Source organism: Curtobacterium pomorum (assembly GCF_044497295.1).
Lineage (GTDB): Bacteria > Actinomycetota > Actinomycetes > Actinomycetales > Microbacteriaceae > Curtobacterium.
Genome location: NZ_CP172409.1, coordinates 797,340 through 823,092 on the forward strand (window position 1 = coordinate 797,340; position 25,753 = coordinate 823,092).

Here is a 25,753-nt window from a genome sequence, read left to right on the forward strand (position 1 = left end):
TCCGTCGCCGCAGCCGCACACCACCGGAAGCAGGACACCGTGCACCACACCCGTCTCGGATCGACCGGACTCGTCGTGAGTCGTCTCGCCCTCGGCTGCATGAGCTACGGCGACCCCGCTCGGGGTCTGCACTCCTGGACCATCGACGAAGACTCCGCCCGCGGGTTCTTCCGGCAGGCGGTCGAGCTCGGCATCACCTTCTGGGACACCGCGAACGTCTACCAGCAGGGTTCGAGCGAGGAGTTCGTGGGGCGCGCGGTCCGCGAGTTCTCACGACGTGAGGACATCGTCCTCGCGACGAAGGTGTCGGGGAAGATGCACGACGGCCCCGGCGGTTCGGGCCTCTCGCGCGGGGCGATCCTCGAACAGGTCGACGCGTCGCTCTCCCGCCTCGGCACCGACTACATCGACCTGTACCAGATCCACCGGTTCGACCCGGAGACCCCGGTCGAGGAGACCATGGCGACGCTGCACGACCTGGTGCGGGCGGGCAAGGTCCGGTACCTCGGCGCCTCGTCGATGTGGGCCTGGCAGTTCGCGAAGATGCAGACCGCTGCGACGGTGAACGGGTGGACGCCGTTCGCGACGATGCAGGACCAGTACAACGCCCTCAAGCGTGAGGAAGAGCGGGAGATGATCCCGATGTGCGTCGACCAGGGCGTCGGCCTCGTTCCGTACTCCCCGAACGCGAAGGGGCGGCTCACCCGCCCACGCGGCGTCGAGACGGCCCGCTCGAGCGTGGACGAGGTCGCCAAGGCGTTCGACTCCGACGCCGACGGGCCCGTCATCGACGCGGTGCAGCGCATCGCCGAGGACCGGGGCGTCCCGATGGCCCAGGTCGCGCTCGCCTGGGTGCTGCGGAACCCGGTCGTCTCCGCACCCGTCGTCGGCGCCACAAAGCCGAACCACCTGGAGGACGCCGTCGCCGCGCTCGACATCGACCTCACCGAGGACGAGGTGGCCGCGATCGAAGCGCCCTACCAGCCGCAGGCACCGTTCTGGTGGTGAGCGCGACGCTCAGCGGACGCGTGTCCAGGTGCCGCTGAGCTGGATGAACTCCCCGCCGACCACGGAGCTGGCCATGCAGGTCCCGGCGTCGTAGTCCTCGATGTGGGTGACGTGGTCGCCCGCGTCGGCTTCCGTCCACCGGACCACGTAGAGCCCGTCCCGCACCTTCGTGGTCGTGTACGGCATCGTCTCGGTCCGTCCGGCGATGGCGCCCCCGGTGACGTGGAACGTGACCTGGGTGTCGGTGTCGAAGGTGATCTCGACGGTGAAGTGTCCGAGGGGGGTGTCCGGGCCGAGGTCGGCGAGCCAGGTCTGTCCGACGGCGGGGAGGGTTGCGGTGGTGTCCAAGAGGGGTTCCTTCGTGGGTCGTGTGGATCAGAATTCGAGGACGAGCCGGCCGCGGACGCCGCCCCGTTCGAGTCGTTCGTGGGCGGCGACAGCGTCGGCGGCGGGGACGACTCCGGCGACATCTGCCGTGAGCTCGCCCCGGTCGACGGATCGGGCGAGCCGCTCGATGGCGTCGTGCCGGAGGTTCGAGCGCATCACGTAGGACCCGAACACGCTGATGCCGCGGCCCGGGTCGACGTCGGTCGGCAGGTAGAACGCGACCTGCCCGCCGTCGCGAGCAGCGTCGACGACCTGGTCGGTCAGGACCGCCGGGTCCGCGACCGCGTCGGCACCGCGACCGTTCGTGGCGTCCCGGACCCCTGCGGTGAAGTCCGCCGCACGGTCGAGGACGACCGCCGCACCGAGACCGCGGACGCGCTCTGCGTCGGCGGGACGCGCATCGGCGATCACGGTGATGCCGCGCGCAGCGGCGAGTTGCACCAGGTACCCGCCGACGGCGCCGGTCGCACCGGTCACGGCGAGGGTCTGGCCGGGCTCCAGGGCGAGGTGTTCGAGGGTGATCTCCGCGGTGAGGGCGTTCGACAGGAACGCCGCGCCTCGGGCGAACGAGCCGTTCGACGGCATCCGGGTCACCGACAGGCTCGGCAGGACGATCCGTTCGGAGTAGCCACCGTGGCTCCCGTCCGGCACGACGAACCCGGTGACGGAGTCCCCGACGACCAGGTCGAACCCCTCGGGTTGCTCCGGGCCGATCTCGTCGACGACGCCGGCGACATCGGTGCCGGGGACGACGGGTTCGGCGATCGCACGGTCGTTGCCGGCGAACCCTCCGGACCGGATGATGGTGTCGACGGGGTTCACGGCAGCGGCGCGGACCCGGACACGGACCTCGCCCGGTCCCGCGTGCTGTTCCGGCAGCTGCACCTCGTGCAGCACATCGGGTGCTCCGTACTCGGTCAGACCGATCGCTCTCATGGTGGCTCCTTCGTGGTCGGGGACGCACCCGACGATGCCAGCCGGCGTCCGCGCTGTGGAGGGCACGGATCTCTCCCCCTCTCCGTCCGGTGGCAGACTGCCCGACGTGGCGATCGACGTGCGCGCAGCAGAGCTCGGTGACTTCCTGCGCGCTCGGCGTGCGGAACTCGACCCGGCGGCGTTCGGGATCCCTGCGGACGTGCGGCGACGTGTGCCGGGCCTCCGTCGGGAGGAAGTCGCCCAGGCCGCGTCGATCAGCGTCGAGTACTACACGCGCATCGAGCAGGGCCGCATCGCGGTGTCCGCTCCGGTGCTGGCAGACCTGGCCGACGTGATGCGTCTGACGAACGAGCACCGGGCGTACCTGACCGACCTCACCGGGAAGGCCGAGGCCGCTCCGCCACTGCCGAGCGTGCAGGCGGTGCAACCGGCGCTGCAACGCGCGCTGGACGACCTCGCGACGACACCCGCGTTCGTCCTCGGACGGTTGACGCGGATCATCGGCTGGAACCGGCTCGGTGCCGCGCTCATCACCGACTTCGGGGCGATCCCACCGGCGGACCGCGCCTTCATCCGGCTGTTGTTCGCGGACCCGGCGATGCGAGCCCTGTACGCCGACTGGGCAGAGGTCGTCGAGCTCGCGATCGCGCAGCTCCGGGGTGACAGCGCGCGGTACCCCGACGACGCCGAGCTCCGACGGGTCGTCGACGGGATGTCGACGGAGTTCCCGGAGTTCCGGGAGATCTGGGCTGCCCACGCCGTGGCCGGTCGTGGGACCGGGCGGAAGACCCTGCGTCACCCGGTCGTCGGTACGGTCGAGCTCGACTGGGAGATCCTGGCGTCGGCGATGGACCACGACCAGCTGATCGTGCTGTGGACGGCGGAACCGGGGTCGGCGTCCGAGGAACGGTTGCGCCAGCTCGCCGAGCGCACTCCGCACCGCTGACGCTGCCCAGGGCAGCCGACGGCCGCAGCGCCGTTCAGGCGCTCGCTGTCGCCCCGATGATCACGGCACCGAACACCCAGGCGTAGCGCGCCGGACACGGACGCGGAGCGCTGCCGCCGACCGACGCGGAGCGCTGCCGGTCAGACCGCGTGCAGCATCGCCATGCTCCGGTCCCACAGCTCGCGCGCCAGGTCGGCGTCCTCGGCCTGCGGGTTCGGTGCCGCCACCTTGCGCTTCACGTAGTACTCGCCGGTCGGGTAGTCACGGCCGGGGGTGTTGTCCGCCAGGTACACCAGCGTGTCGGCGCCCTTCTCCGGGGTCGTCAGGAACACGTGGCGCAGGGGCGTGTGGTACACGAGGTACATCGGCGAGGTCTTGTCGTTCGAGAACCCGGTGCTGATCGTGCCGGGGTGGAACGCCGTCGACGTCACACCGCGGTCGCGGTACCGACGGTCGAGCTCCTTGGTGAACAGGATCTGCTCGAGCTTCGAGTCACCGTAGGCCTTGGTGGCCCGGAAGTGCCGCTCGGCGTCGAGGTCGTCGATGTCGACCCGGCCGAAGAGCTTGTTCGCGACGCTCGAGGTGTTGATGACGGTTCCGCGGGACGCGATGAGCCGGTCCATCAGCAGCTCCGTGAGCAGGAACGGCGCCAGGTAGTTGACCTGGAACGTCAGCTCGTGGCCGTCGACGGTGACCTGGCGGCCCGCGCTGAAGATGCCGCCGGCGTTGTTGGCCAGCACGTCGATCCGGGGGCAGCGCTCGAGCAGGTCATCGGCGAGCCCCCGGACGGCGGACAGGTCCGAGAAGTCGGCCACGAAGTGGTCGACGCCGAGGTCGCGGGCGACCCGCTCGGTCTTGGCGGGGTTCCGACCGACCACGACGACCTCGTTGCCGCGGCGGACGAGCTCCCGCGCGGCGGCGACACCGATGCCGTCGCTCGCGCCGGTGATGACGATGGTCTTCGCGGCCATGGGTGCTCCTCGGGTCGAGGCGAGCGTGCGCTCGCCTCCGTCCGTCCTACAGGGTCGGCCCTGGACGGACCACGTGACGGACGGGAGGCACGTGGCGGGCCCGCCACGTGCCTCCCGTCCGCCGCCCGGTTGCCGCTCAGGCCGCGCCCGGCCCCGCCAGGTCGGCTGTCTGCACGACCACGCCGAGGGCGGGGAACACCGACCGGAACCGGGCGGCGTGGGCGTCGGGGTCCGGGTCGTTGGTGGCGTCCTCGACGAGGACGACGTCGTAGCCCAGGTCGTACGCTGCCCGCGCCGTGGACTCGACGCCGAAGGTCGTCGCCTGGCCGACCACGACCACCTCGGTGACGCCGTCGGCGCGGAGCCGCTCGTCGAGGCCGGTGCCGGCGAAGGCGCTCCACCCGCCGCGGGTGAGGTTGCCGTCGTCGTCGGCCCGTTCGAGCAGCAGGGAGCCGTAGGCGACCGGAGCCGGGCGGGGGCCGCCGCCGTACTGGGTGGCGCCTGCCGGGGTCGCGGCAGGGTCGTGGCGGATGAACACCACCGTGCCGCCGCCGCCACGGGTGGCGCGGGCGAGGGTCTCGACGTTGGCCACGACGGTCTCGACGGGGTGGGTGCGCTGGTACGGCGCGGTCCCGGCCTGCAGGTCGACGACGATCAGGGCGGTGTGTTCGGTGCGGGTGCGGGTCACCGGTCCAGGGTGCTCGATCGTCGGGCGCGGCGCGTACTGCGTCTGCGGTATCCCGGTCGGTCCGCCCGGAGTAGTCCGGCACTGCTGGGCCCGGCGAGGCTCGGAGCATGGCCAGTAGCGGAGTCCCTCGGACCGATCCCCACGCATCCGTCCTCGTCGTCGGCGCCTCGGCTGCCGGTGTCGCGACGGCCGAGGCGCTCCGCCGCCACGGGCACGTCGGCCGGCTGACACTGCTCGACGGCGAGACCGAGGACCCGTACGACCGGCCACCGCTGTCGAAGCAGTACCTGGCCGGGCAGATCGGCGCCGACGCCCTGGTGCTCCGCTCGACCGAGCAGCTCGCGGGCCTCGACGCCGAGTTCGTGCTCGGGGACCGCGCGGTCGCCCTCGACGTCGCGACCCGGACCGTGACCACGACGAGCGGCACCACCCGGGCCGCCGACCACGTCGTCATCGCCACCGGTGTCACGCCGCGTGCGATCCCGGGGGTCGGGCTCGACGGCGTGCACGTCCTCCGCACCCGGGCCGACGCGGACCGGCTCCGAGCGGGACTGCAGACGCTGCAGGGGCCGCTGCTGGTCCTCGGGAACGGCGTGCTCGGCAGCGAGGTGGCACAGACCGCCGCGTCCCTCGGCGTGGACGTCACGCTCGCGGGCAGCATCCGCGCGCCGATGTCCGGGCAGCTCGGCGGGTTCGGCTCGCAGTTCCTCGCAGCACAGCACGAGGCGGCCGGCGTCCGGTTGCTCGGCGGGGTCCGCGCCGCGCGGGTGCGCGGCCGGAACGGTCGCGCGGACACGGTGGAGTTCGTCGACGGCCCGAGCCGTGCGGCCGACGTCGTCGTCGTCGCCGTGGGGTCCCGCCCGACGACCGGGTGGCTCGAGGCGTCCGGCCTGGAGGTCACGGACGGCGTCGGCTGCGACGCGTTCGGAGCCGCTGCGCCCGGCGTCTGGGCCGTGGGCGACGTCGCCCGCTTCCACCACGTCGGCGCGGGGCGCCCGATGCGGCTCGAGAACCGCACGAACGCGACCGAGATGGCGCAGGTCGTCGCCGGCAACGTCCTCGGGCGCCGCGTGCCGTACACGCCGGTGCCGTACTTCTGGACGGACCAGCACGGCACCCGCGTGCAGGTCTTCGGGCAGATGACCCCGGCCGACCGGGTCACCGTCGTCGACGGGCACCCCGAGGACGGCCGGTTCGTCGCCGTGGCCGAACGCGCCGGTGAGGCGGTCGGGGCGCTCGGGTGGGGGATGCCGAAGCAGGCGCGGATCGCCAGCATGCGCCTGCGTCCCCGGTACGTGCCGGGAGCGGCGACTGCGGCGTCTCCCGCGCCTGCGGTGCCTGCCGCCGAGAGCCCGGCACCGGTCGGCTGACCGGTGCCGTCCGCTCCGGTCGCCTGACCGGGGCAGTCACCCGAACACGGAGGAGCAGACCATGACCGACCCACCGATCACCGCCGACCGACCGGACACGTTCCCGATGGACCGGCGGACCGCCGGGTGTCCCTTCGACCCGCCGCCGGCGGCCCGCGTGCTGCAGGAGGACGGCCCCGTCCACCGCGTGACGCTGGCCGACGGCCGCGAGCCGTGGCTCGTCACCCGCTACGACGAGGGCAAGCAGGTGCTGTCGAGCCTGTCCGTCAGCGCAGACGTGGCCAACCCGGGGTACCCCTCCGCCAGCGCCTCGGGCGGTGGCGGCGGGCTGTCCTTCATCCTGATGGACGACCCGGACCACGCCCGGCTGCGGCGGATGGTGACCGCGCCGTTCGCGATCAAACGCATCGAGGCGCTCCGCCCCGTGGTGCAGCGGATCACGGACGACCTGATCGACCAGCTGCTCGCCGGCCCGAACCCGGTCGACCTGGTCGAGGCGTTCGCGCTCCCGCTGCCGTCCCTGGTGATCTGCGCCCTGCTCGGCGTGCCGTACGAGGACCACGACCGGTTCCAGGCGCACTCGAAGACCATCATCCGCCGCACCACGACCGACGACGAACGGCAGCAGGCGTTCCGCGAGCTCGGTGCGTACCTGACGTCGCTGCTCCGCCGCAAGACGGCGGAACCCGGCGACGACCTGCTCACGGACATCGCCGCGCGGGTCACCGCCGGCGACATGACCGAGGGCGAGGCCGTGCAGATGGGGATCCTGCTGCTCATCGCCGGGCACGAGACGACCGCGAACATGATCGCCCTCGGCACGCTCGCCCTGCTCGAGCACCCGGACGAGCGCGACCGCCTGCTCGACGCCCCCGAACCGGCGCTGGTCGCCTCGGCGGTGGAGGAACTCCTGCGCTACCTGACCATCACGCACGACGGACGCAAGCGCGTGGCGACCGAGGACCTCGACGTCGCCGGCACCACGATCCGCGCCGGTGACGGGGTGATCGTCGCGACGGACCTGGCGAACCGGGACCCGGACGTCTACCCGGACCCGGACCGGCTCGACCTGACCCGCAACCCGCGGAACCACGTGGCGTTCGGGTTCGGCGTGCACCAGTGCCTGGGCCAGCCGCTCGCGCGGGTCGAACTGCAGGTCGTGTACCCGACGCTGTTCCGTCGGATCCCCACCCTCGCTCGCGCGGTCCCGCTCGACGAGGTCCCGTTCAAGCACGACGGCGCCGTCTACGGGGTGTACGAGCTCCCCGTCACCTGGTGCCCCGTCGACCACCACACCACCACGAGCGCGAGTTCGACCACCGGAGGGAACGAGTCATGAAGGTCATCCTCGAACAGGACAAGTGCGTCGCCAGCGGCCAGTGCGTCATGGCCGCGATGGACGTGTTCGACCAACGGGACGAGGACGGGATCGCCGTCCTGCTGACCGACGAGGTCGCCGACGACCAGGTCGAGGCGGTGCGTCACGCCGCGGCGGTCTGCCCGGCCCTGGCGATCCGTCTGGCGGACTGACCCGTCGGTTCCGGCACACACGACGGCCCGGTGGGGATCCCACCGGCCCGTCGTGTGTGCGCTGTGCGCGGGGCTCAGCCGCCGTCACGACCCGTCGGGTGGGTGCGTGCACGCGTCGATCGCGGCGTACTCCCGGCTGAGTGCGGCCTGGTTCCGCTCGGTGCGCCACGATCGAATGCCGGGCGCTGCGGCCACGGCGGCGATCCACACGCCGGCACCGACGAGGACCGGCACGAGCGTCGGGTCCCCGCCGAGGGCGAGCACACCGCCGAGCGCGACCGTCAGCACGGCGACCGCGGAACCGGCGATGGCGACGACACCGGCGAGCCGTGCGGGCTGCTGCTCGAGGGCGGCGATCCGGGCCAGTGCACGCTCGGCACGACGCTCGAGGATCGGTCGTGCCGGGTCTGGCCGGGTGCGCAGACGCTGGAGCAGCAGGGACGTCGTGCCGAGCCGTCCGCCCTGCACGGTCACCGTCCAGCCGAACTGCTCCAGGGTGTGCCGGTGGAGCGGCACGAACGCGGTCGGTGCGTACAGCACCCGGGTCTCCAGGTGGCGGGGGACCGGCGCGTGCAGGACAGCGCCGGCCCGGGCGATGGTGTTCGTCATCGGGGCTCGGGCCGCGCTCAGGCGGTCCGGCGGCGACTGGCCGCCTCGCACGCGCCGTAGACGACGTCGAACTGGCGGTCGACGGCCGGACGGATCCGCTTGGTGCGCGCCGCGCGGACGAGCTGGAAGGCCACCGGAGCGATCGCCCAGTTGACCAGCCCACCGGCCCCGACGAGGAACACCGTGACCGGGTCGAGCCCGCCGAGCAGGTCGGGGACCGCCACGGTGTCCTGCATGGCGAACACCGAAGCGGCCAGCAGGACGCTGCCGATCGCGCCGAGCGCGTACGCGACCACCGACGCCGCGGTCGTGCGGGAGCGTTCGAGGGCGTCGATCGTGGCCAGGGCGGTCTCGGCGTTCTGCTGGAGCTCGGTCAGTTCGACGGAGCGGACGGCACGGTCGCGGCGGAGGCCGAGGGTGCGCCGGCGGTTCAGTGCGCCCGTCCGGTCCGAGCCGTCGGACGTCCAGCCGAAGTTGCGGTAGGTGTCCGCGTAGAGGGCGTCCTTGCCCCGTGGGACCTCGACCGTGCAGTAGTCGTAGGTCATGGGGGCGGTGTTCGTCGTGGTCAGCGTCATGGCGGTTCCTCCGGTCGGTGCCGGATCGTTCCGGCCTGGTGTCGATCGTCCCGGGGACGGGCCGCGGGCAGGTCCCCGATCGGTGGTACCCCCGACTACTGCGTTCGCAGTAGCCGGACCGCTGACGCGCACGACAGGATGAGTGCATGCGGCGACTGCGAGCGATCTGGGGTTCGTGGCGTCCGGACGACCGCTGGGTGTTCCGCGGCACGGCTGCCGTCGTCCTGCTCGCGTGCGCGATCGAGTCTGGTCGGGTGATCGCTGCCGACGCCGGACCGGGGCCCGGCGTCGCGGTCGCCGCGACCGTGCTCGCCGTCGTCGCGGCGCCGTGGACACCGTGGTCGGCACTCGGCCTCGCCACGATCGCGCCGGTGCTCGGTGGCCTGTCTGGTTGGTCGCCGATCGTGACCTGGAGCTGCGCCGTGCTGCTGCTGTTCGCGGTTTCGTCGCGGGAGGGGCACCCGGTCCGCGCCGCTGCGATCATCGCCCCCGGTGTGGTCATCGGCACGCTCCTCGCGCCGGGAGAGGGCGGCGCGGTGCCGACCGCCCTCGGCGCCCTCATCTCCGTCGTCGCCGCGGCGGCCATCGGCTCGGGGCTGCGGGTGCAGCACCAGTACCGGGCGTCGTTGGAACAGCGCGCCGCCGACGCCGTCGCCACGCGGGAACTCGAGGCCGAACGCCGCGTGGCCGAGGAACGCGTCCGGATCGCGCGGGACCTGCACGACGTCATCGGGCACGAGATCGCGGTGGTCAGCATGCAGCTCGGGGTCGCCGAGGTCACCCTGCCCGCCGGGGCCGGCGATGCCCGGCGCGCGCTGGACGCCGCCCGGGACGGCGTGCGGAACGTCCTGACGGAGACGCAGCACGTCCTGACGGTGCTCCGTTCGGCGTCGGGCAGCGGCGCCGACCTCGACGACCCGACGGCACCTGCCCCCGGCATCGAGCAGCTCCCCGGACTCATCGCGTCGTACGAACGGATCGGCCTCGACGTCGATGCCCGACTGGACGACGTCGGCCCGGTCTCCGTGCCGATCGGTGTGACGGTCTACCGGGTGTTGCAGGAGTCGCTCACCAACGCCCACCGGCACGGCGAGGGCCGGACGACCGTCACCCTCGCCCGTGCCGGTGACGACCTGGTCCTCGAGGTCCGCAACCCCCGCCGGCGGACCCCGGCGAGCGACCCCGTCGCAGGCCGGACCGGTGGGCTCGGTCTGGTCGGCATGCGCGAGCGCGTCGCCGCCGTCGAGGGGTCCGTCCAGGCCGCGCCGGACGGCGTGCTGTTCGTCGTCCGCGTCCACCTGCCCACCGCGAACGGAGCACGATGACCACACGAGTGATCCTGGTCGACGACCAGGACATGATCCGACTGGGGCTCCGTGCGATCCTCGACCGCCAGGACGGCATCGAGGTCGTCGGCGAGGCCGGGGACGGGCTCGCCGCGGTGCAGACGGCGCTGTCGGTCCCGGCGGACGTCATCATGATGGACATCCGGATGCCGGGCATCGACGGGGTCGAGGCGACCCGACGGATCCGCGCCGAGCGCACCGCCGAGCAGGTGCGCATCGTCATTCTGACGACCTTCGACCAGGACGAACTCGTCTTCGCGGCGCTGCGTGCCGGGGCGAACGGGTTCCTCAGCAAGGCCGCGGGGCCCGCAGAGCTCGTCGCGGCGATCGAGGAGGTGGCAGCGGGCGGAGGGGCGCTGTCCGCGGCGGCCGCAGCGGCGCTCATCGGACAGGTCGCCCGCACGCCGGCGTCCTCCGTCGATCCGGAGATGACCCGGCGCTTCGAGGCCCTCACCGCTCGCGAGCGCGACGTCGTGGTGATGGTCAGCCGAGGTCAGGGCATCGACGCCATCAGCGCCGAGCTGTTCCTCTCACCGCTCACGGTCAAGACCCACGTGAACCGGGCCATGGCGAAGGTCGATGCCCGGGACCGCGCCCAGCTCGTCGCGTTCGCCTTCCAAGCCGGACTGGTCGACTGAGACGGCACCCGTCACCACCGGGAACCGCCGCAGCGCCATCGTGAGCCCGATCACCGCGGCCACACCGCCGAGGAACACCCCGCTCGCACCCGTGGACGCAGCAGCGTCCTCGGCGCTGCCCGCGAACGAGAGCAGTGCCGACTGGGTCAGCACGAGCAGGACCACCGCGGCGGCGACGTTCACGAGCTTCGTCGCCTCGACGAGTGGTTCCCCGTCCTTGCGCGCGGTCACCGCACCCCAGACCCCGATCCCCAGCTCCGCGAACGTCGCCGCCGCGATGACGATCGCCACCCACTGGTCGTAGTGCACGGGGTGCGCCCGCCCGACGAGCATCGGCACGCTGCACCCGACGAACACGACCGACATCGCGGTCACCGCACCCCCGATCCACCGGTGTCCGGCCTGCCGGAACCGCATCCGGTCGCCGTTCGCCGCATCGAACGCGAACGACAGCCGGTGCCGACGAACGGCCCAGACCTTCGCGGCCGCGACCCCGAGCGTGAAGACCACGGTCGCGGCGAGGAACAACGAGGGAGCCGCGCAGAACAGGACGACCTTCCACCCCGCCATCACGAGGCTGCTCGGCACCGACAGCACGGCGAGCACGAGCCCGCGCCGCGACCGGTCCTGCCACACGGCGACGGCGTACTGTACGGCGACCTTCCTCGTCACCGGCATCAGTCGAACGTGACGACGACCTTGTCGGCCGCGCCCGGGGTCGCTGCAACCCGGAGGGCCTCGAGCACGTCGCTCGCCGGGAAGACGTCGCTGACGATCTGCGCGTAGGCCTCGGGGTTCGCGATGATGTGCTCGGTGACGTCGAAGATCTCGGTCGGGTACCCCATTGCCGTCACGATCGTCGGTTCGACGGCCAACAGGTCACCGAAGTCGACGTCCACCGGCCGCTTGTGCACCGCAACGATGCCGATCGTCGCGCGGTGCTTCGCCAGTCGCAGTGCCGTCTGCACGGTGGCCGGCACCCCGGCGGCGTCGAGCCACACGTCGGTGCCGGCCTTGCCGCCGTGCCCGACGCCGTCACGTGCTTCGCCGTGCAGGGCGATCAGGCGCTCGTCGAGCGGCTCCTCGGCCGAGTTCACGACGGCATCGGCTCCGACGAGCAGGGCCTTCTCGAGCCGCGAGGCGATCACGTCGACGACGACCACGTGCCCGACGCCGAGCGCCTTGTAGCTGATCACGGCCCCCAGCCCGATCGGGCCGGCACCGAACACGACGACCGTGTCGCCCGGCTGCGGCGCGGTCCGGTTCACGGCGTGCAGGGCGACCGCCATCGGCTCGTTGAGCGCGGCCACCTGCCAGGGCAGGTCGTCCGGGACGATCGCGACGCTGGTGCCGAGCACGGCCTGCTCGACGAGCAGGAACTCGGAGAGCCCGCCCGTGGGGCCGCCGTTGCCGATGATCCCGCGTGGGTCGCCCATCGGGTTCACCACCACGTGGTCCCCGACGGAGATGCCCTCGACCGCGTCGCCGACGGCGGCCACCTCTCCGGCGACCTCGTGTCCGAGGGGCGTGTGCCCCTCACGCGGCGGGATGCCGCCGCGCGCGGCGTAGAAGGCGTCGGAGCCGCAGACCCCGCATGCCTTGACGGCGATCAGGACGTCGGCGGGGCCGACCTCGGGGACGAGCTCGTCGCGGATCTCGACGGATCCGGGGCCGGTGACGACGACGGTGCGCATGGTGCTCCTCACGTCACGAGCACGGGCGGCTCGGGACGGAACCATCTGACCAAGACGGCGACCTGCGCACGTACTGCGATCGCAGTAGCGCCGGGTCATCGGACGGGAGGCCCGTGGCGGGCCCGCCACGGGCCTCCCGTCGGCTGTCCGTCCCGTTCAGGGCACGCAGTCTGCTGCACGCGAGAGGATGGCGTGTGACCACCGCGACCAGCATCCTCGACGCGATCGTCCGGCACGTCGACGAGACCGGCTTCGGCGCTCACGGCCTGCAAGTCCGGACTGCCGACGACGACGTCGCCGAGCACCGCTGGACTCCCGACGTGCGTGAGGAGATCCACTCCGCGGCCAAGGGCGTCTGCGTGCTCGCCACCGGGATCGCCGCCGACGACGGCCTGGTCGACGTCGACGAGCCCATCGCCGACGCCCTGCCCGCGTTCGCGTTCGGAGATGGCGTCGAGCAGGTCACGCTCCGGCACCTGCTCACGATGACGAGCGGGATCGACATGCCCTGGTCGGCGACCGAGCTGACGGACTGGCCGGACCTGGCCGCCGAGTTCCTGCGGCGCCCCTCGCGGGGCCGTGTGTTCCAGTACGCGAACGTCAGCACCTACACCGCCATGCGCGTGCTCGAGACCCGCGTCGGCGACGTCGGCACGTTCGTGTCCCGACGCCTGTTCGACCCGCTCGGCATCGACGACGTCGAGTGGTCACGCTGCGCGAACGGGTACGTCGCCGCCGGTGAGGGCCTGGCACTCCGCACCGAGGAACTCGCGCGCCTCGGCAGGCTCATCCGTGACGGCGGCGTGGTCGACGGGCAGCGCATCGTCAGCGCCCGCTGGTGCGACGCGATGCACTCCGACTGGGTCGAGCGCGAGGGGACCGGGCCGGGGTACCACCGCTACGCGATGGCCGGGTGGGGCGGCCCGGGGCAGCTGTGGCGGCTGCACGGGGCGTACGGGCAGATGCTGCTGTTCGACGACCACCCCGACGGTGACACCGTGGTCACGATCACCGCCGACGACCACTTCGGCGCCGACGCCATGGCCGCGTTCGTCGCCGAGGAGCTCGTCCGGCAGCGGTAACTGACATCTCGTGGCTCCTCGCCGTGCGAGGATCGATCAGTGCAGGAACAGGTGCCCGTCGCGATCATCATCGCGGCCATGAGCGAAGAGGTCTCCGCCTTCGCCGACCTCTTCGGCGGAGTGCCGATCCTCGACGGCCCGGTCGGCGGCCACGACCCGCACCAGCTGCTCGACATGGGCGGCGCCACCGTCGCCGTCCGCCGCAGCGGCATCGGCTTCACGAACGCGACGGCCGCCGTCGCGCACGGCTTCCACGACTTCGGACCCGGCATCCCCGTGATCAGCGTCGGGACCGCCGGCGGCCTCATGCACGGCATCGCGATCGGGGACGTCGTCGTCGGCGATCGCTACGTCAACCTCAACGCGGACGCCACGGCGTTCGGCTACGCCCTGGGCCAGGTGCCCGGGATGCCGACCGGGTACGCACCGGACGCCCGACTGGTCGAGCTGGCGATGGCCGCCGACATCGCCTGGCCGCTGCGCTCGGCGACGATCGGCTCGAGCGAGGTCTTCGTCACCGAGGGACGCGCCCGGACGCTCCGCGGCGCCTTCCCCGACGTGGCCGCGGTCGACATGGAGTCGGCCGCCATCGCGCAGTTCGCGCACGTGCACGACATGCCGTTCGTGTCGGTCCGGTGCATCAGCGACCTGTGCGCGCCCGACGGCGCGGAGTTCCGCGAGCACCTGGACGGCGCCGCGGCGCGCGCCGCCCGCGTGGTCCACGACCTGGTGCGCGGCCTGCGTCCCTGAGACCCGGCCCGCCGTCGGACGGGAGGCGCGGTGCGGGCCCGCCACGTGCCTCCCGTCCGCCCCGTGCGCACGTCGAGAGCCGCGGTGCGCACGCATGTGCGCCAGCTGCGAGCGCATCCCGCGCACGGTGCGATGATGAGCGGCGGCCGTCGCCCGGACGGCCGGAGACGGAAGTGCCGAGCGTGACCGAGACCCGCTCCGAGACCCCGACGGAACCGTCGAAGCCGACGGACCACACCACCCCCACGACCGACACCACCGACGACGGTGGCCACGGCCCGCGCAAGGGCGTCGCCGTCCTCGCGCTCGCCGCACTCGGGGTGGTGTTCGGCGACATCGGCACGAGTCCGCTCTACGCACTGCGCACCGTGTTCACGATCGACGACGGCCTGGTCAAGGCCAACCAGGAAGACGTCTACGGCGTCATCTCGATGATGTTCTGGAGCATCACGATCATCGTCTCGATCAAGTACGTCCTGATCCTGATGCGCGCCGACAACGACGGCGAGGGCGGGGTGATGGCACTCGCCGCCCTGGCCCGCCGGCTCTACGCCAAGCGCCGCGGAGGTGCGGTGATCTTCCTGGTGATCGGCATCGTCGGCGTCTCGCTCTTCTACGGCGACTCCGTGATCACCCCAGCCGTGTCGGTGCTGTCCGCGGTCGAAGGGCTGGGCACCGCCGCACCGTCGGTCGGGCACCTGATCGTGCCGATCGCCGCCGTCATCCTGGTCGTGCTGTTCGCGGTGCAGCGCTTCGGTACCGGCAAGGTCGGCAACCTGTTCGGCCCGGTGATGCTGCTCTGGTTCGTGGTGATCGCCGCCGCCGGTGTCCCGCACATCCTGCAGCACCCCGGTGTCCTGCAGGGGCTCTCGCCGACGTGGGCGATCTCGTTCACCTTCGCGCACCCGTACATCACGTTCGTGGCGATGGGCGCGGTGGTGCTCGTCATCACCGGCGCCGAGGCGCTCTACGCCGACATGGGGCACTTCGGCCGCTCGCCGATCCTGCGGGCGTGGTTCTTCGTGGTGTTCCCGGCGCTCGTCCTGAACTACCTCGGGCAGGCGTCGCTCGTGCTGCGCGACCCGTCGGCGGCGAAGGACCCGTTCTTCCTGCTGTTCCCGGACGCGCTGCGACTGCCCGTGGTGGTGCTGGCGACGCTCGCGACCGTGATCGCCAGCCAGGCCGTCATCTCCGGGGCGTTCTCGCTCACCCGCCAGGCCGTCCAGCTCGGGCTGCTGCCGCCGCTGACGATCCGGCAGACCTCGCGGCGGGAGAGCGGCCAGATCTACCTGCCCGCGGTGAACCTGCTGCTGTTCATCGGCGTGCTCGCGATCATGCTGGCGTTCCGGTCGTCGGCGAACCTCGCCACGGCGTACGGGGTGTCCGTCACCGGCGCTCTCGTCGTCGACACGCTCCTGCTCCTGCTCGTCGTCCGCCCGCTGTGGAAGTGGACGACCTGGAAGCTCGTGGTCGCGGCGGTGGCCTTCGGCGGACTCGAGCTGACCTTCCTCGCCGGCAACCTGTCGAAGATCATCCACGGCGGCTGGGTGCCGCTCCTCATCGCCCTGGCCGTGATCACGGTCATGACGACGTGGCGCCGTGGCCGCGCACTGGTGCAGGAGGAACGGAAGGAGCGCGAAGGGTCGCTCGCCGACTTCATCGACCGCATCAACCACGAGCACATCCCGCGGGTGCCCGGGGTCGCGGTGTTCCCGCACCCGAACAAGGAGACCACCCCGCTGGCGCTCCGGGCCAACGTCGAGCACAACCACGTCCTGCATCGGACCGTCCTGATCGTCTCGGTGCTCACCGCCAACGTGCCCCACGTCTCGCACGCGAAGGCCTTCTTCCGCGACGACCTCGGCTACGAGGACGACGGCATCGACCACATCACGGTGAAGTTCGGGTTCTCGGACGACCAGGACCTGCCGAAGGCCCTGCACGCCGCCTGCCTGGCCGAGGTGCTCGACATCGATCCGGAGGAAGTGCTCCGGGCGTCGTACTTCATCTCCCGCGGCGCACTCCGCCCGGTGCCCGGCAACCGGGGGATGGTCGCCTGGCGGAAGAAGCTCTTCGTCGGCCTCGCCCACAACGCGGCCGACCCCGCAGCGCGCTTCGGGTTGCCGGCACAGCGCACCGTGACGATGGGCAGCGACGTCGAGATCTGACCGCGGATCCGCATCCGCGGAGCGCAGACCCCCGTTCGGGGGTGCTGGTCTTGTGCACCCGTTCAGGGTTACGCTCACGGGAACCACACTCGCGCTGTAGGCAGCATCACCAACTGCCGGACCAGCACCAGGATCAGGAGCACAGCCAATGAGGCTTGGAGCACTCGCGCGCGCCCAGAAAGAACCGGGGGCGCCCACTTCCACCCGATGGTCAGGTCGGACACAAGGGGTCGCGGTCGTCACCGTGGCGCTCCTCGGCGCCGGCGGCAGCATCCTCGCGGCAGCCCCTGCGATGGCTGCACCGGTCGCGTCGACCGCAGAGGGCCGCTTCATCAGCGGTTCCGCGCTCGGCCTGAACCTCGACGACATCCTCACGGTGACCCCGGCGGACGCCGTGAACACCGGTGGGGCCGCGGACACCGACGTCCACCCGCTCGACGTCACCGCGCTGAACGCGGTCAACGTGAACCTCGGTGGGGGTCTCAACCTGCTCGGGAACAACGGCATCCTCACCCTCGGCGCCGTCAACCAGTACGCCGCCGCCAACGCCGACGGCAGCTCCGTCGCCGCGTCCGGCGCGGTGACGAACACCGGTGGGATCGGCGTGGGCGGCCAGGACGGCGTCCCGCAGTCCAACGCCACGCTCGACCTGTCGGGCCTCATCGGCACCGACCTGGCGGGCGCACTCGCGAACGCCCAGCTCGAGGTCGGTGCCGTCTCGGCGACCGCTGCCCAGGCAGCCGGCCCGGACGGTGCACAGACGGGCGACTACGGCATCGCCGGACTCGACCTGTCGCTGACGAGCCCCGCGCTCGGCGCCACGGTGACCGACCTCCGCACCACGCTCGGCACGCTCCAGCCGACGGTCGACAACCTCGAGAACCTGCTCGCGGTGCTCGGTCCGCTCGTCGAGGTCGACGGCATCCCGAACCTGGTCACGGTGCTCGACTCGGCCACCGGTGACGTCACCAGCGCCGACGGCTCGATCACGGCGAACCTGCAGACCGGTGCGATCACGGTCGACGTCGCCGCGGTGCTGACGAACGCCGGACTGGACATCAACAACCTGCCGGCGAACACCGAGCTGCTGCCGTACATCACGGACGCGCTGACGACGCAGCTCCTGCCGGCGGTCACGACCGCGCTGCAGGGCGTCGTCACGCAGCTCACCGCCTCGTTGCAGGGCCTCTCGGTCACCGTGCTCGGCGTCCCCGTGCCGGTCGGCCAGGTCCTGCCCATCGTGAACCCGGTGCTGGCGCAGGTCGTCGCCCCGATCAACCAGGTCGTCGCCGGCCTGGGCGAGACGGTGGTCACACCGCTTGCCAACGCCCTGACGACCGTCGTGTCGCTGCAGGCCAACGTGCAGGAGACCAGCGCCGACGGCGTCTTCACGCAGCGTGCACTGCGCGTCGCACTCCTGCCGGCTGCCGGCACCGCCGTCGTCAACCTCGCCTCGGCGGCGGTCGGTCCGAACGCCGGTCCGCTCGCGGTCCCGACGATCACCACGCTCGACCCGGACAACGGCCCGGTGGCTGGTGGCACGGTCGTCACCGTGACGGGTACGGGCTTCACGGATGACGCCACGGTGTCGGTCGACGGTTCTGACCCGATCGAGGCGGACTCCGTCTCGGACGACGGCACCGAGCTGACGTTCACGACGCCGGCGCACGCCGTCGGCACGGTCGACGTCACGGTCACCACGCCTGCTGGCACGTCCGACCCGCTCGACTTCACGTACACCGACGACGCGGTCGCGGTCCCGACGATCACCACGCTCGACCCCGACAACGGTCCGGTGGCCGGTGGCACGGTCGTCACCGTGACGGGTACGGGCTTCACGGACGACGCCACGGTGTCGGTCGACGGTTCCGACCCGATCGAGGCGGACTCCGTCTCGGACGACGGCACCGAGCTGACGTTCACGACGCCGGCGCACGACGTCGGCACGGTCGACGTCACGGTCACCACGCCTGCTGGGACGTCCGACCCGCTCGACTTCACCTACACCGCGGCTCCCGCAGCCGTGCCGACGCTCACCGCGCTGGACCCCGACAACGGGCCGGTCGGTGGCGGCACGCTCGTCACCGTCACGGGCACCGGGTTCACCGACGACGCGACCGTCTCCGTCGACGGGTCCGACCCGATCGACCCGGAGTCGATCTCCGACGACGGCACCGAGCTCACGTTCACGACGCCGGCACACGTCGCCGGTCCCGTCGACGTGACGGTCACGACCGACGCGGGGACCTCGGACCCGCTGACGTACACCTACAACCCGGCACCCGCCGGGGCTCCGACGCTGACGGCGCTGGACCCCGACAACGGACCGGTCACCGGTGGCACGGTCGTCACGGTCTCCGGCACGGGCTTCACCGACGACGCGACGGTCTCGGTGGACGGCTCCGACCCGATCACGCCCGACAGCGTCTCGGACGACGGCACCGAGCTGACGTTCACGACGCCGGCGCACACCGCCGGTACGGTCCCCGTGACCGTCACCAACGGGTCCGGCACCTCGGCGCCGCTGCCGTACACCTACGACCCGGCCCCGGCCGCGGTCCCGACGCTCTCGGCGCTGGACCCGGACAACGGTCCGGCTGCGGGTGGCACGGTCGTGACCGTCACGGGCACCGGCTTCACCGACGACTCGACGGTCTCGGTGACGGCTCCGACCCGATCACGCCGGACAGCGTGTCGGCGGACGGCACGACGCTCACCTTCACGACGCCGGCGCACGCTGCCGGTGACGTCGAGGTCACGGTGACGACCGCGGGTGGCACGTCCGACCCGCTGGTCTACACCTACAACCCCGCGTCGACCACGACGACCCCGCCGCCCGTGATCACCTCGCCGGAGGACGGTGGCACCGTCACGACGCCCAATCCGCCGATCACCGGCACCGGCCAGCCGGGCGCGACCGTCACGGTCACCGACGGCACGGTCGTCGTCTGCACCGCGGTCGTCGCGGCCGACGGCACCTGGAAGTGCACCCCGATCGTCGGCTTCGGCCGGGAACGGTGACCATCACCGCCACCCAGACCGGCGCTGACGGCACCTCGGCGGCGTCCGACCGGTGACGTTCACCGTCCGTCTCGTAACCGCGGCAACGGTGGCGCCGACGGCACCGGCGGCACCGGCCCGAACGGGACGCTCGCCTACACGGGCAGCGACCCGGCTCCGGTGATCGCCTTCGCGATCCTGCTGATGCTCGCGGGCGCCGGGCTCACCATCGCCCGCCGCTTCCGTCGGGCCTAGTCCGCACCACCAGCAGCGCCCGTCGGGATCCGTCCCGGCGGGCGCTGCCGCGCGCGGGGTCCGCACGGTGCGGGGTTCGTCGGGTGGTGCGGGGTTGGCAGCGTGGTGCGTGTCTGCTGTGCTGCACGGTGCGTGGAACCGGGCACGGGGTCGCGTGGTCCGCACGGAGTGGACGGGAGGCGCGGTGCCAGCCCGCCACCCCTCCCTCGCAGGCTCGGTCGGCGCGGCCCGCGTGCCGCTGGCGCGTCACCGCTGAGCGGGACGCGCCCGTCCGCCGGTCGGCGCGATCAGCGCCCGAGCTGCTCCCGCAGGTACGGCGCGGTCCGGCTCGTGGTCGACGCGGCCACCTCGGCGGGCGTGCCGGTGGCGACCACGCGGCCGCCGTCTCGCCGCCGGACGGCCCATGTCGATGACGTGGTCGGCACTCGCGACGACGTCCATGGCGTGCTCGACCACGACGACGGTGTTGCCGGCGTCGGTGAGTCGTGCGAGCTGCGCGGTTAGCAGTTCGACGTCGGCGGGGTGCAGACCCGTCGTCGGTTCGTCGAGCAGGTAGAGCGTGTGCCCGGTGCGGGCGCGCTGCAGTTCGGTCGCGAGCTTGATGCGCTGGGCCTCACCGCCGGACAGCTCCGGGGCGGGTTGTCCGAGGCGCAGGTAGCCGAGCCCCACCTGGCGCAGGGCCTCGAGGCCGCGAGCTGCAGCGGGCAGCGACGCCAGGAAGGGTGCTGCCTGGTCGACGGTCATGCCGAGGACGTCCGCGATCGTCGCCCCGTCCCACCGCACCTCGAGCGTCTCGTCGTTGTAGCGCGCGCCGTGGCACTCCGGGCAGGGCGCCCAGCTGCCCGGCAGGAACAGCAACTCGACGGACACCGAGCCCTCGCCCTGGCACACCTCGCACCGGCCGCCGGCGACGTTGAACGAGAAGCGGCTGGCGGTCCAGCCGCGGGCCTTCGCGTCGTCGGTCGCGGCGAACGCGGCACGGACGGCGTCGAAGAGTCCGGTGTAGGTGGCGAGGTTCGAGCGCGGTGTGCGGCCGATCGGCTTCTGGTCGACCTGCACGACACGGTCGACGAGCGGGTGCGTGGTCGCCACACCGGGCAGGACGCCGCCGACGAGCGACGACTTGCCGGAGCCGCTGACGCCCGTGACCGCGGTCAGCACCCCGAGCGGCAGGTCGACGTCGAGTCCCTGCAGGTTGTGCAGCGTGAGGTCGCGCAGCTCGAGGGTCCCGATCGGCGTCCGGACGATGCGGTCCTCGTCGGCACGGTCGCCCGGGTGCAGGAAGCGTCGGGTGACCGACGCCTCGACGTCGGCGAGGCCGTCGACCGGCCCGCTGTACAGGACGCTGCCCCCGCCGGACCCGGCACCCGGGCCGACGTCGACGATCCAGTCCGCGCGTCGCACGATGCTCATGTCGTGCTCGACGACGAAGACGCTGTTGCCGCCGGCGCGCAGGTCGTCGAGGACCTCGACCAGCGATTCGGCGTCGGCGGGTGCAGGCCGGCGCTCGGCTCGTCGAGCACGTAGACGACGCCGAACAGCCCCGACCGCAGCTGCGTCGCGATGCGGAGGCGCTGCGTCTCACCGGGGGAGAGCGTCGGGGTGGCCCGGTCGAGTGCGAGGTAGCCGAGACCGAGCCCGACGAGCACCTCGACCCGGTTCAGCAGGTCACGGGAGATCGCGACGGCGACCTCGGTGTGCTCACCCGACGACGCGCGCGAGGTCGCGGCACCGGCGTCCGTGAGGGTCGCGATCGGGCGCAGGACGTCGGCCAGCGCGGAGAGGGGCAGACCGTTCAGGTCAGCGATCGAGTGGCCGCCGACCGTGACCGCGAGGGCCGCCCGCGTCAGGCCGGTGCCGCCGCAGAGACCGCACGGGCCGGACTCGACAAACTGCAGCACCTTGGTCCGCTGGGTCTCGCTCTGCGAGTCGGCGAGCGTGTGCAGCACGAACTGGGGTGCGCTCCAGAACCGCCCCTTGTACGGCTTCGCGACCCGGTCGCGCTTCGGGTGGACCTGGACGACCGGCTGCTCCTCGGTGAACAGCAACCAGTCACGGTCCTGACGGGAGAGCTCCCGCCACGGCACGTCGATATCGTAGCCGAGCGCCGCGGTGACGTCGCGCAGGTTCTTGCCCTGCCACGCCCCGGGCCACGCGGTGATCGCGCCGTCGCGGATGCTCAGCGACGGGTCGTGCACGGCCGAGGCCTCGGTGACCTCGTGGGCGATGCCGAGTCCGTGACACCGGGGGCATGCACCGGCGACGGTGTTCGGCGAGAACGAGTCCGACTCGAGCCGGTCGGCACCGGACGGGTAGGTGCCGGCCCGCGAGAACAGCATGCGCATCGAGTTCGACAGGGTCGTCAGGGTGCCGACGGTGGAGCGGCTGCTCGGGGCACCGCGGCGCTGCTGCAGGGCCACGGCCGGCGGCAGCCCGGTGATGGAGTCGACGTGCGGGGTCGACCCCTGCGCGATGAGGCGCCTGGCGTAGGGGGCGACGGACTCGAGGAACCGGCGCTGCGCCTCGGCGAACACCGTGCCGAACGCGAGCGAGGACTTGCCCGAGCCGGAGACGCCGGTGAAGGCGACGATCCGGTTGCGTGGGATGTCCACGTCGACGTCCTGCAGGTTGTGCTCACGGGCGCCGCGGACACGGATGAAGTCGTCGGGCCCCGGTTGGTCGTCGGTCACGGTCGATCGGGGGGTGGGCATCTGCTCGATGGTAGGCGGGTGCTGCTGGGTGCGACCGCCGGTGCACCACGGAAGGGCCGTCCCGGTTGTCCGGGGCGGCCCTTCGCGTGTGGTGCGGGGTGTTACTTGATCTGTGCGGTGATGGTGGCGGTGCCGACGAGGAGGCCGCGCTTGACGGCGTCGGTGCCGAAGGTCTTGTTCAGCAGGCCGGCGGCGTCTTCGGAGATGTGGACGGTGGTGCCGGTGAGGATGGCGTTGTCGCCCTCGAGCTGGAGGGGCTTGAGCGAGCCGCCCCAGAGCTCGAACAGGTACGCGTCGGACGCGGCGACCTTGCCGTTGACCAGGACGTCACCGTAGAGCTTGGAGGAGCCCGGGTTCACGACGAAGTTCTCGAGCGTGACGGTGGTGTCGCCGGCCTTGAGGGTGAGGCCGGAGTCGTCGTGGTTGAGCAGGCCCTGCACGTAGGGGCAGTAGTTGCCGTCCGGCGACCAGTACGTGACCGAGCCGGCGGTGATCGGGAACGACACGGATCCGTCGGCGAGGGTCGCGTCGCCGGAGACGCCGGGGGTGAGCTTCAGGGCGGTGAGGGCGTCGGTGAAGCCGGAGTCGAGCTTCACGGCGGTGGAGCCGCCGAGGACCTCGGGGACCGATGCGACGGGTGCGGGGATCTTCGACTCGGACGACGACGAGACCGTGTGGATCGAGGGGGTGGCGGCCTGGGCGGAGGAGATGCCGAACGCGGCACCGCCGAGGACGAGGGCGCCGGTCGTGGCGAGGGTGATGGAGGTCTTCAGGCTCTTGCGCATGGTGATCGTTTCCTTTGCTGAGGTGTCGCGCTCGGCGCGGCTGCTGTGTGCGCGCCGAACACACCCTGGTGCGGGTGGAGAACCAGCAATGTGCGGCTGGTGAGCGCTCCGGGTGGTTCCCGGTCTGTGCAGGTGATTCGGCGGCCTCGGCGAAACGGTTTGGACCGATCTGTCCTCGTTACCGGTCCGTGACCTTCGCCCGCTTCCGGACAGACCTCCGGTGCTCATGTACGTTCGCTGTGTGGCCGCTGGACGCGGCCGTTCACGAAGGGTTCCTCACATGGCAAACACGAACAGCCGTCCGACCAGCGTCACCGTGTCGTTCATCATCTGGCTGGTGGTGGTCCTGGCGAACATCGTGCAGGGCATCATCAGCCTCACGTCCGGCAGCTCTGCCGACGTCGCCGACAGCGTCGGCACCGCCCCGCTCGTCGGCGGAGCGATCTTCGCCTTCGTCCTCGCCGTGATCGAGCTCATCATCGTCTTCAAGATGCGCGACGGTCGCAACTGGGCCCGCATCGTGCTCACCGTGCTCGCGATCCTGCAGCTCATCGGTGTGGGCGTGGGCGCAGCGTCGGGTGGCAACGCCTTCGGGTGGATCGGTGCCGTCGCCGTGCTCGTCGCGACGATCCTGATGTACGTCGGTGGCGCGAACGGCTACTTCCGCCGTCGCTGACCGCGACTGCGTGACGCACGCCGGGCGCTGAACGCGACCGGCTGACGGACGGGAGGCCCGGTGCCAGCTGGCACCGGGCCTCCCGTCCGTCGTCTCCGTGCGTTCAGAACGCCTTGCCGGGATTCAGGGTGCCCGCCGGGTCCAGGGCGTCCTTCACGGAACGGTGCATCGCCAGGACCCGCTCGCCGAGCTCCTGTCGCAGGCCCGGCAACTTGAGCAGTCCGACGCCGTGCTCGCCCGTGACGGTGCCGCCGAGCGCCAGGCAGTCCGCGACGATCTGGTCGAACGCGTGCTTCGCGCGGGCCTTCGCCGCGTCGTCGCCCACGGGCGCGATGATCAGCGGGTGCAGGTTGCCGTCGCCGGCGTGCGCGATGTTCGCGATCGTGACGTCGTGCGCCGCAGCGGTCGCCTGGATCCGCCGGAGCATCTCGGGCACCGCGCTGCGCGGCACGCAGATGTCCTCGGTCAGCACCGGGCCGAGCCGCTCGAGCGCCGGGTACGCGAGCCGCCGCGCCTGGAACAGCCGGGCGATGTCGTCGGGGTCCGTGGCCCGCTCGACGTCGGTGCCGCCGGCCCGTGCGAAGACCGCGGCGACCTGGTCGGCGAGGTCGTCGCCCGCCGCACCCCGCTCGTCGACCCGTGCCAGCAGCAGGGTGTCGACGTCGGACGGCAGCCCCAGGTGCATCCAGTCGTCGACGGCTCGCAGGCAGGTCCGGTCGACGATCTCGAGCGCTGCGGGGATGATGCCGGCGCGTGAGATCGCCGCGACGGCGTCCCCGGCGGCGCTGAGCGAGGGGAAGTACCCGATCACGGCGCGCTCATCGCGGCCGGCCAGGGGGAGCAGCTTGACGGTCACCGACACGACGATGCCGAGCGTGCCCTCGGAGCCGACCATCAGGCCGGCCAGGTCGTAGCCGGCGACGCCCTTCGCCGTGCGGCGGCCGAGCTCGACCACGGAACCGTCGGCCAGCACGACGGTCATCCCGAGCACGTAGTCGCGGGTGACGCCGTACTTGACGCAGCAGATCCCGCCGGCGTTCGTCGCGACGTTGCCGCCGATCGTCGAGATGGCCGAGCTCGCCGGGTCCGGCGGGTACCAGAGCCCGTGCTCCGCGACCGCTGCACGCAGGGCGTCGTTGACCACACCTGGCTGGGCGACCGCGTACCGCTCGTCGGTGTTGACCTCGAGGACCGCGTCCATCCGCTCGAGCGACAGGACGACCGATCCGGCCATCGCGTTCGCCCCGCCGGACAGACCGGTCCCGGCGCCGCGCGGCACGACCCGGACCCCGGCCGCCGCCGCCCACTTGACGGTGGCGACGACGTCGTCGGTCCTGCGGGCGAGGACGACGGCGAGCGGCGCCGTGGAGTCCGCCCACTCGGCGTCGTCGTGGCGGTACCGCTCGAGCGACGCCGGGTCGCGGAGGACCTGGTCCACCCCCAGCAGGTCGTCGAGGGCGGCGGTGTCGACGTCGTGACTGACGGTCATCGGTTCGGGGGTCCTTCCGGGCGCTGCGGTGCGGCGCCGACGACGATACCGCGCTCAGTGGACGACCCGTGTCGCCTGCCAGGGGCGCCGGACGACCGTGAGGCACGCGGCGGATCCGTCGCGACCAGCAAGGAGGCTC

At 72.1% G+C, this 25,753-nt stretch carries 24 protein-coding genes and 1 pseudogene; 14 read left to right on the plus strand and 11 right to left on the minus strand.

Features of this window, described 5'->3' with window-relative positions; translation table 11 throughout:
• Positions 1 to 39 precede the first annotated feature (39 nt).
• Entirely contained in the window at positions 40 to 1,008 is a 969-nt protein-coding gene (locus tag ACGH48_RS03890) for an aldo/keto reductase (RefSeq protein WP_396290248.1), read from the plus strand.
• Positions 1,009 to 1,017: 9 nt separating this feature from the next.
• On the opposite strand, the gene ACGH48_RS03895 is transcribed toward ACGH48_RS03890, so the two are convergent.
• A complete protein-coding gene (locus ACGH48_RS03895; RefSeq protein WP_194649074.1) occupies positions 1,018 to 1,356 on the minus strand; it encodes a MoaF-related domain-containing protein in 339 nt (112 codons plus the stop codon).
• A gap of 27 nt (positions 1,357 to 1,383) precedes the next feature.
• The gene (locus tag ACGH48_RS03900) at positions 1,384 to 2,331 is read right to left on the minus strand and encodes a zinc-binding alcohol dehydrogenase family protein (protein WP_396290249.1); all 948 of its coding nucleotides are present in this window, start codon (positions 2,329 to 2,331) and stop codon (positions 1,384 to 1,386) included.
• Positions 2,332 to 2,437: 106 nt separating this feature from the next.
• Between ACGH48_RS03900 and ACGH48_RS03905 the strand changes: the two genes are divergently transcribed.
• Positions 2,438 to 3,277 (plus strand): helix-turn-helix domain-containing protein, encoded by an 840-nt coding sequence (locus ACGH48_RS03905; RefSeq protein ID WP_396290250.1) that lies wholly within the window; start codon positions 2,438 to 2,440, stop codon positions 3,275 to 3,277.
• Between the two features lie 140 nt (positions 3,278 to 3,417).
• On the opposite strand, the gene ACGH48_RS03910 is transcribed toward ACGH48_RS03905, so the two are convergent.
• Both ACGH48_RS03910 and ACGH48_RS03915 read right to left on the minus strand, forming a co-directional pair.
• Positions 3,418 to 4,248 (minus strand): SDR family NAD(P)-dependent oxidoreductase, encoded by an 831-nt coding sequence (locus ACGH48_RS03910; RefSeq protein WP_396290251.1) that lies wholly within the window; start codon positions 4,246 to 4,248, stop codon positions 3,418 to 3,420.
• Between the two features lie 136 nt (positions 4,249 to 4,384).
• Positions 4,385 to 4,936 (minus strand): cysteine hydrolase, encoded by a 552-nt coding sequence (locus tag ACGH48_RS03915; RefSeq protein WP_111085600.1) that lies wholly within the window; start codon positions 4,934 to 4,936, stop codon positions 4,385 to 4,387.
• A 107-nt stretch (positions 4,937 to 5,043) separates the two neighbouring features.
• On the opposite strand from ACGH48_RS03915, the gene ACGH48_RS03920 reads away from it, so the two are divergent.
• The 3 genes from ACGH48_RS03920 to ACGH48_RS03930 all read left to right on the plus strand — a co-directional run bounded on the left by ACGH48_RS03920 (position 5,044) and on the right by ACGH48_RS03930 (position 7,836).
• The gene (locus tag ACGH48_RS03920; RefSeq protein WP_396290252.1) at positions 5,044 to 6,306 is read left to right on the plus strand and encodes an NAD(P)/FAD-dependent oxidoreductase; all 1,263 of its coding nucleotides are present in this window, start codon (positions 5,044 to 5,046) and stop codon (positions 6,304 to 6,306) included.
• 61 nt (positions 6,307 to 6,367) lie between these two features.
• Positions 6,368 to 7,645: a cytochrome P450 gene (locus tag ACGH48_RS03925; protein ID WP_396290253.1), complete on the plus strand. Its 1,278-nt coding sequence runs from the start codon at positions 6,368 to 6,370 to the stop codon at positions 7,643 to 7,645.
• Positions 7,642 to 7,836 carry a ferredoxin gene (locus ACGH48_RS03930; RefSeq protein ID WP_123293815.1) on the plus strand — a complete coding sequence of 65 codons (195 nt, stop codon included), beginning with the start codon at positions 7,642 to 7,644 and terminating at the stop codon, positions 7,834 to 7,836. The genes ACGH48_RS03925 and ACGH48_RS03930 overlap by 4 nt, the downstream gene beginning before the upstream one ends.
• A gap of 84 nt (positions 7,837 to 7,920) precedes the next feature.
• On the opposite strand, the gene ACGH48_RS03935 is transcribed toward ACGH48_RS03930, so the two are convergent.
• Both ACGH48_RS03935 and ACGH48_RS03940 read right to left on the minus strand, forming a co-directional pair.
• Positions 7,921 to 8,445 carry a hypothetical protein gene (locus tag ACGH48_RS03935; RefSeq protein ID WP_396290254.1) on the minus strand — a complete coding sequence of 175 codons (525 nt, stop codon included), beginning with the start codon at positions 8,443 to 8,445 and terminating at the stop codon, positions 7,921 to 7,923.
• A gap of 17 nt (positions 8,446 to 8,462) precedes the next feature.
• Positions 8,463 to 9,020, minus strand: a complete 558-nt coding sequence (locus ACGH48_RS03940; RefSeq protein WP_396290255.1) for a hypothetical protein — start codon at positions 9,018 to 9,020, stop codon at positions 8,463 to 8,465.
• A 146-nt stretch (positions 9,021 to 9,166) separates the two neighbouring features.
• Between ACGH48_RS03940 and ACGH48_RS03945 the strand changes: the two genes are divergently transcribed.
• Positions 9,167 to 10,345, plus strand: coding sequence for a sensor histidine kinase (locus tag ACGH48_RS03945; protein WP_396290256.1), 1,179 nt, complete (start codon positions 9,167 to 9,169; stop codon positions 10,343 to 10,345).
• Positions 10,342 to 11,004 carry a response regulator gene (locus ACGH48_RS03950; protein WP_396290258.1) on the plus strand — a complete coding sequence of 221 codons (663 nt, stop codon included), beginning with the start codon at positions 10,342 to 10,344 and terminating at the stop codon, positions 11,002 to 11,004. The genes ACGH48_RS03945 and ACGH48_RS03950 overlap by 4 nt, the downstream gene beginning before the upstream one ends.
• Here ACGH48_RS03950 and ACGH48_RS03955 read toward each other — a convergent pair.
• Both ACGH48_RS03955 and ACGH48_RS03960 read right to left on the minus strand, forming a co-directional pair.
• On the minus strand, positions 10,897 to 11,682 hold the full coding sequence (locus ACGH48_RS03955) for a hypothetical protein (protein ID WP_396290259.1): 786 nt from the start codon (positions 11,680 to 11,682) through the stop codon (positions 10,897 to 10,899). The two genes, ACGH48_RS03950 and ACGH48_RS03955, sit on opposite strands and share 108 nt — an antisense overlap.
• The gene (locus tag ACGH48_RS03960; RefSeq protein ID WP_396290260.1) at positions 11,682 to 12,698 is read right to left on the minus strand and encodes a zinc-binding dehydrogenase; all 1,017 of its coding nucleotides are present in this window, start codon (positions 12,696 to 12,698) and stop codon (positions 11,682 to 11,684) included. Before ACGH48_RS03960 ends, ACGH48_RS03955 begins: the two co-directional genes overlap by 1 nt.
• A gap of 194 nt (positions 12,699 to 12,892) precedes the next feature.
• Between ACGH48_RS03960 and ACGH48_RS03965 the strand changes: the two genes are divergently transcribed.
• The 6 genes from ACGH48_RS03965 (at position 12,893) to ACGH48_RS03990 (ending at position 19,953) form a co-directional block, all read left to right on the plus strand.
• Positions 12,893 to 13,780 carry a serine hydrolase domain-containing protein gene (locus ACGH48_RS03965; protein WP_396290262.1) on the plus strand — a complete coding sequence of 296 codons (888 nt, stop codon included), beginning with the start codon at positions 12,893 to 12,895 and terminating at the stop codon, positions 13,778 to 13,780.
• Positions 13,781 to 13,819: 39 nt separating this feature from the next.
• Entirely contained in the window at positions 13,820 to 14,530 is a 711-nt protein-coding gene (gene mtnN / locus ACGH48_RS03970; protein ID WP_396290263.1) for a 5'-methylthioadenosine/S-adenosylhomocysteine nucleosidase, read from the plus strand.
• A 182-nt stretch (positions 14,531 to 14,712) separates the two neighbouring features.
• Positions 14,713 to 16,698 (plus strand): potassium transporter Kup, encoded by a 1,986-nt coding sequence (locus tag ACGH48_RS03975; RefSeq protein ID WP_396290264.1) that lies wholly within the window; start codon positions 14,713 to 14,715, stop codon positions 16,696 to 16,698.
• A 244-nt stretch (positions 16,699 to 16,942) separates the two neighbouring features.
• Positions 16,943 to 19,462: a choice-of-anchor G family protein gene (locus ACGH48_RS03980; RefSeq protein ID WP_396290266.1), complete on the plus strand. Its 2,520-nt coding sequence runs from the start codon at positions 16,943 to 16,945 to the stop codon at positions 19,460 to 19,462.
• The gene (locus ACGH48_RS03985; protein WP_396290267.1) at positions 19,459 to 19,719 is read left to right on the plus strand and encodes an Ig-like domain-containing protein; all 261 of its coding nucleotides are present in this window, start codon (positions 19,459 to 19,461) and stop codon (positions 19,717 to 19,719) included. Before ACGH48_RS03980 ends, ACGH48_RS03985 begins: the two co-directional genes overlap by 4 nt.
• A 24-nt stretch (positions 19,720 to 19,743) precedes the next feature.
• Positions 19,744 to 19,953 carry an LPXTG cell wall anchor domain-containing protein gene (locus ACGH48_RS03990; RefSeq protein ID WP_396291162.1) on the plus strand — a complete coding sequence of 70 codons (210 nt, stop codon included), beginning with the start codon at positions 19,744 to 19,746 and terminating at the stop codon, positions 19,951 to 19,953.
• 287 nt (positions 19,954 to 20,240) lie between these two features.
• Here the strand turns inward: ACGH48_RS03990 and ACGH48_RS03995 are convergent.
• Together ACGH48_RS03995 and ACGH48_RS04000 are read right to left on the minus strand one after the other, a co-directional pair.
• Positions 20,241 to 22,664, minus strand: a pseudogene (locus tag ACGH48_RS03995) (ABC transporter).
• A 101-nt stretch (positions 22,665 to 22,765) separates the two neighbouring features.
• Entirely contained in the window at positions 22,766 to 23,449 is a 684-nt protein-coding gene (locus tag ACGH48_RS04000; protein ID WP_396290268.1) for a hypothetical protein, read from the minus strand.
• Between the two features lie 280 nt (positions 23,450 to 23,729).
• On the opposite strand from ACGH48_RS04000, the gene ACGH48_RS04005 reads away from it, so the two are divergent.
• Positions 23,730 to 24,125, plus strand: coding sequence for a hypothetical protein (locus tag ACGH48_RS04005; RefSeq protein ID WP_123313163.1), 396 nt, complete (start codon positions 23,730 to 23,732; stop codon positions 24,123 to 24,125).
• A gap of 103 nt (positions 24,126 to 24,228) precedes the next feature.
• Here ACGH48_RS04005 and ACGH48_RS04010 read toward each other — a convergent pair whose 3' ends face one another.
• Positions 24,229 to 25,614: an FAD-binding oxidoreductase gene (locus tag ACGH48_RS04010; protein WP_396290269.1), complete on the minus strand. Its 1,386-nt coding sequence runs from the start codon at positions 25,612 to 25,614 to the stop codon at positions 24,229 to 24,231.
• Between the last annotated feature and the right edge of the window lie 139 nt (positions 25,615 to 25,753).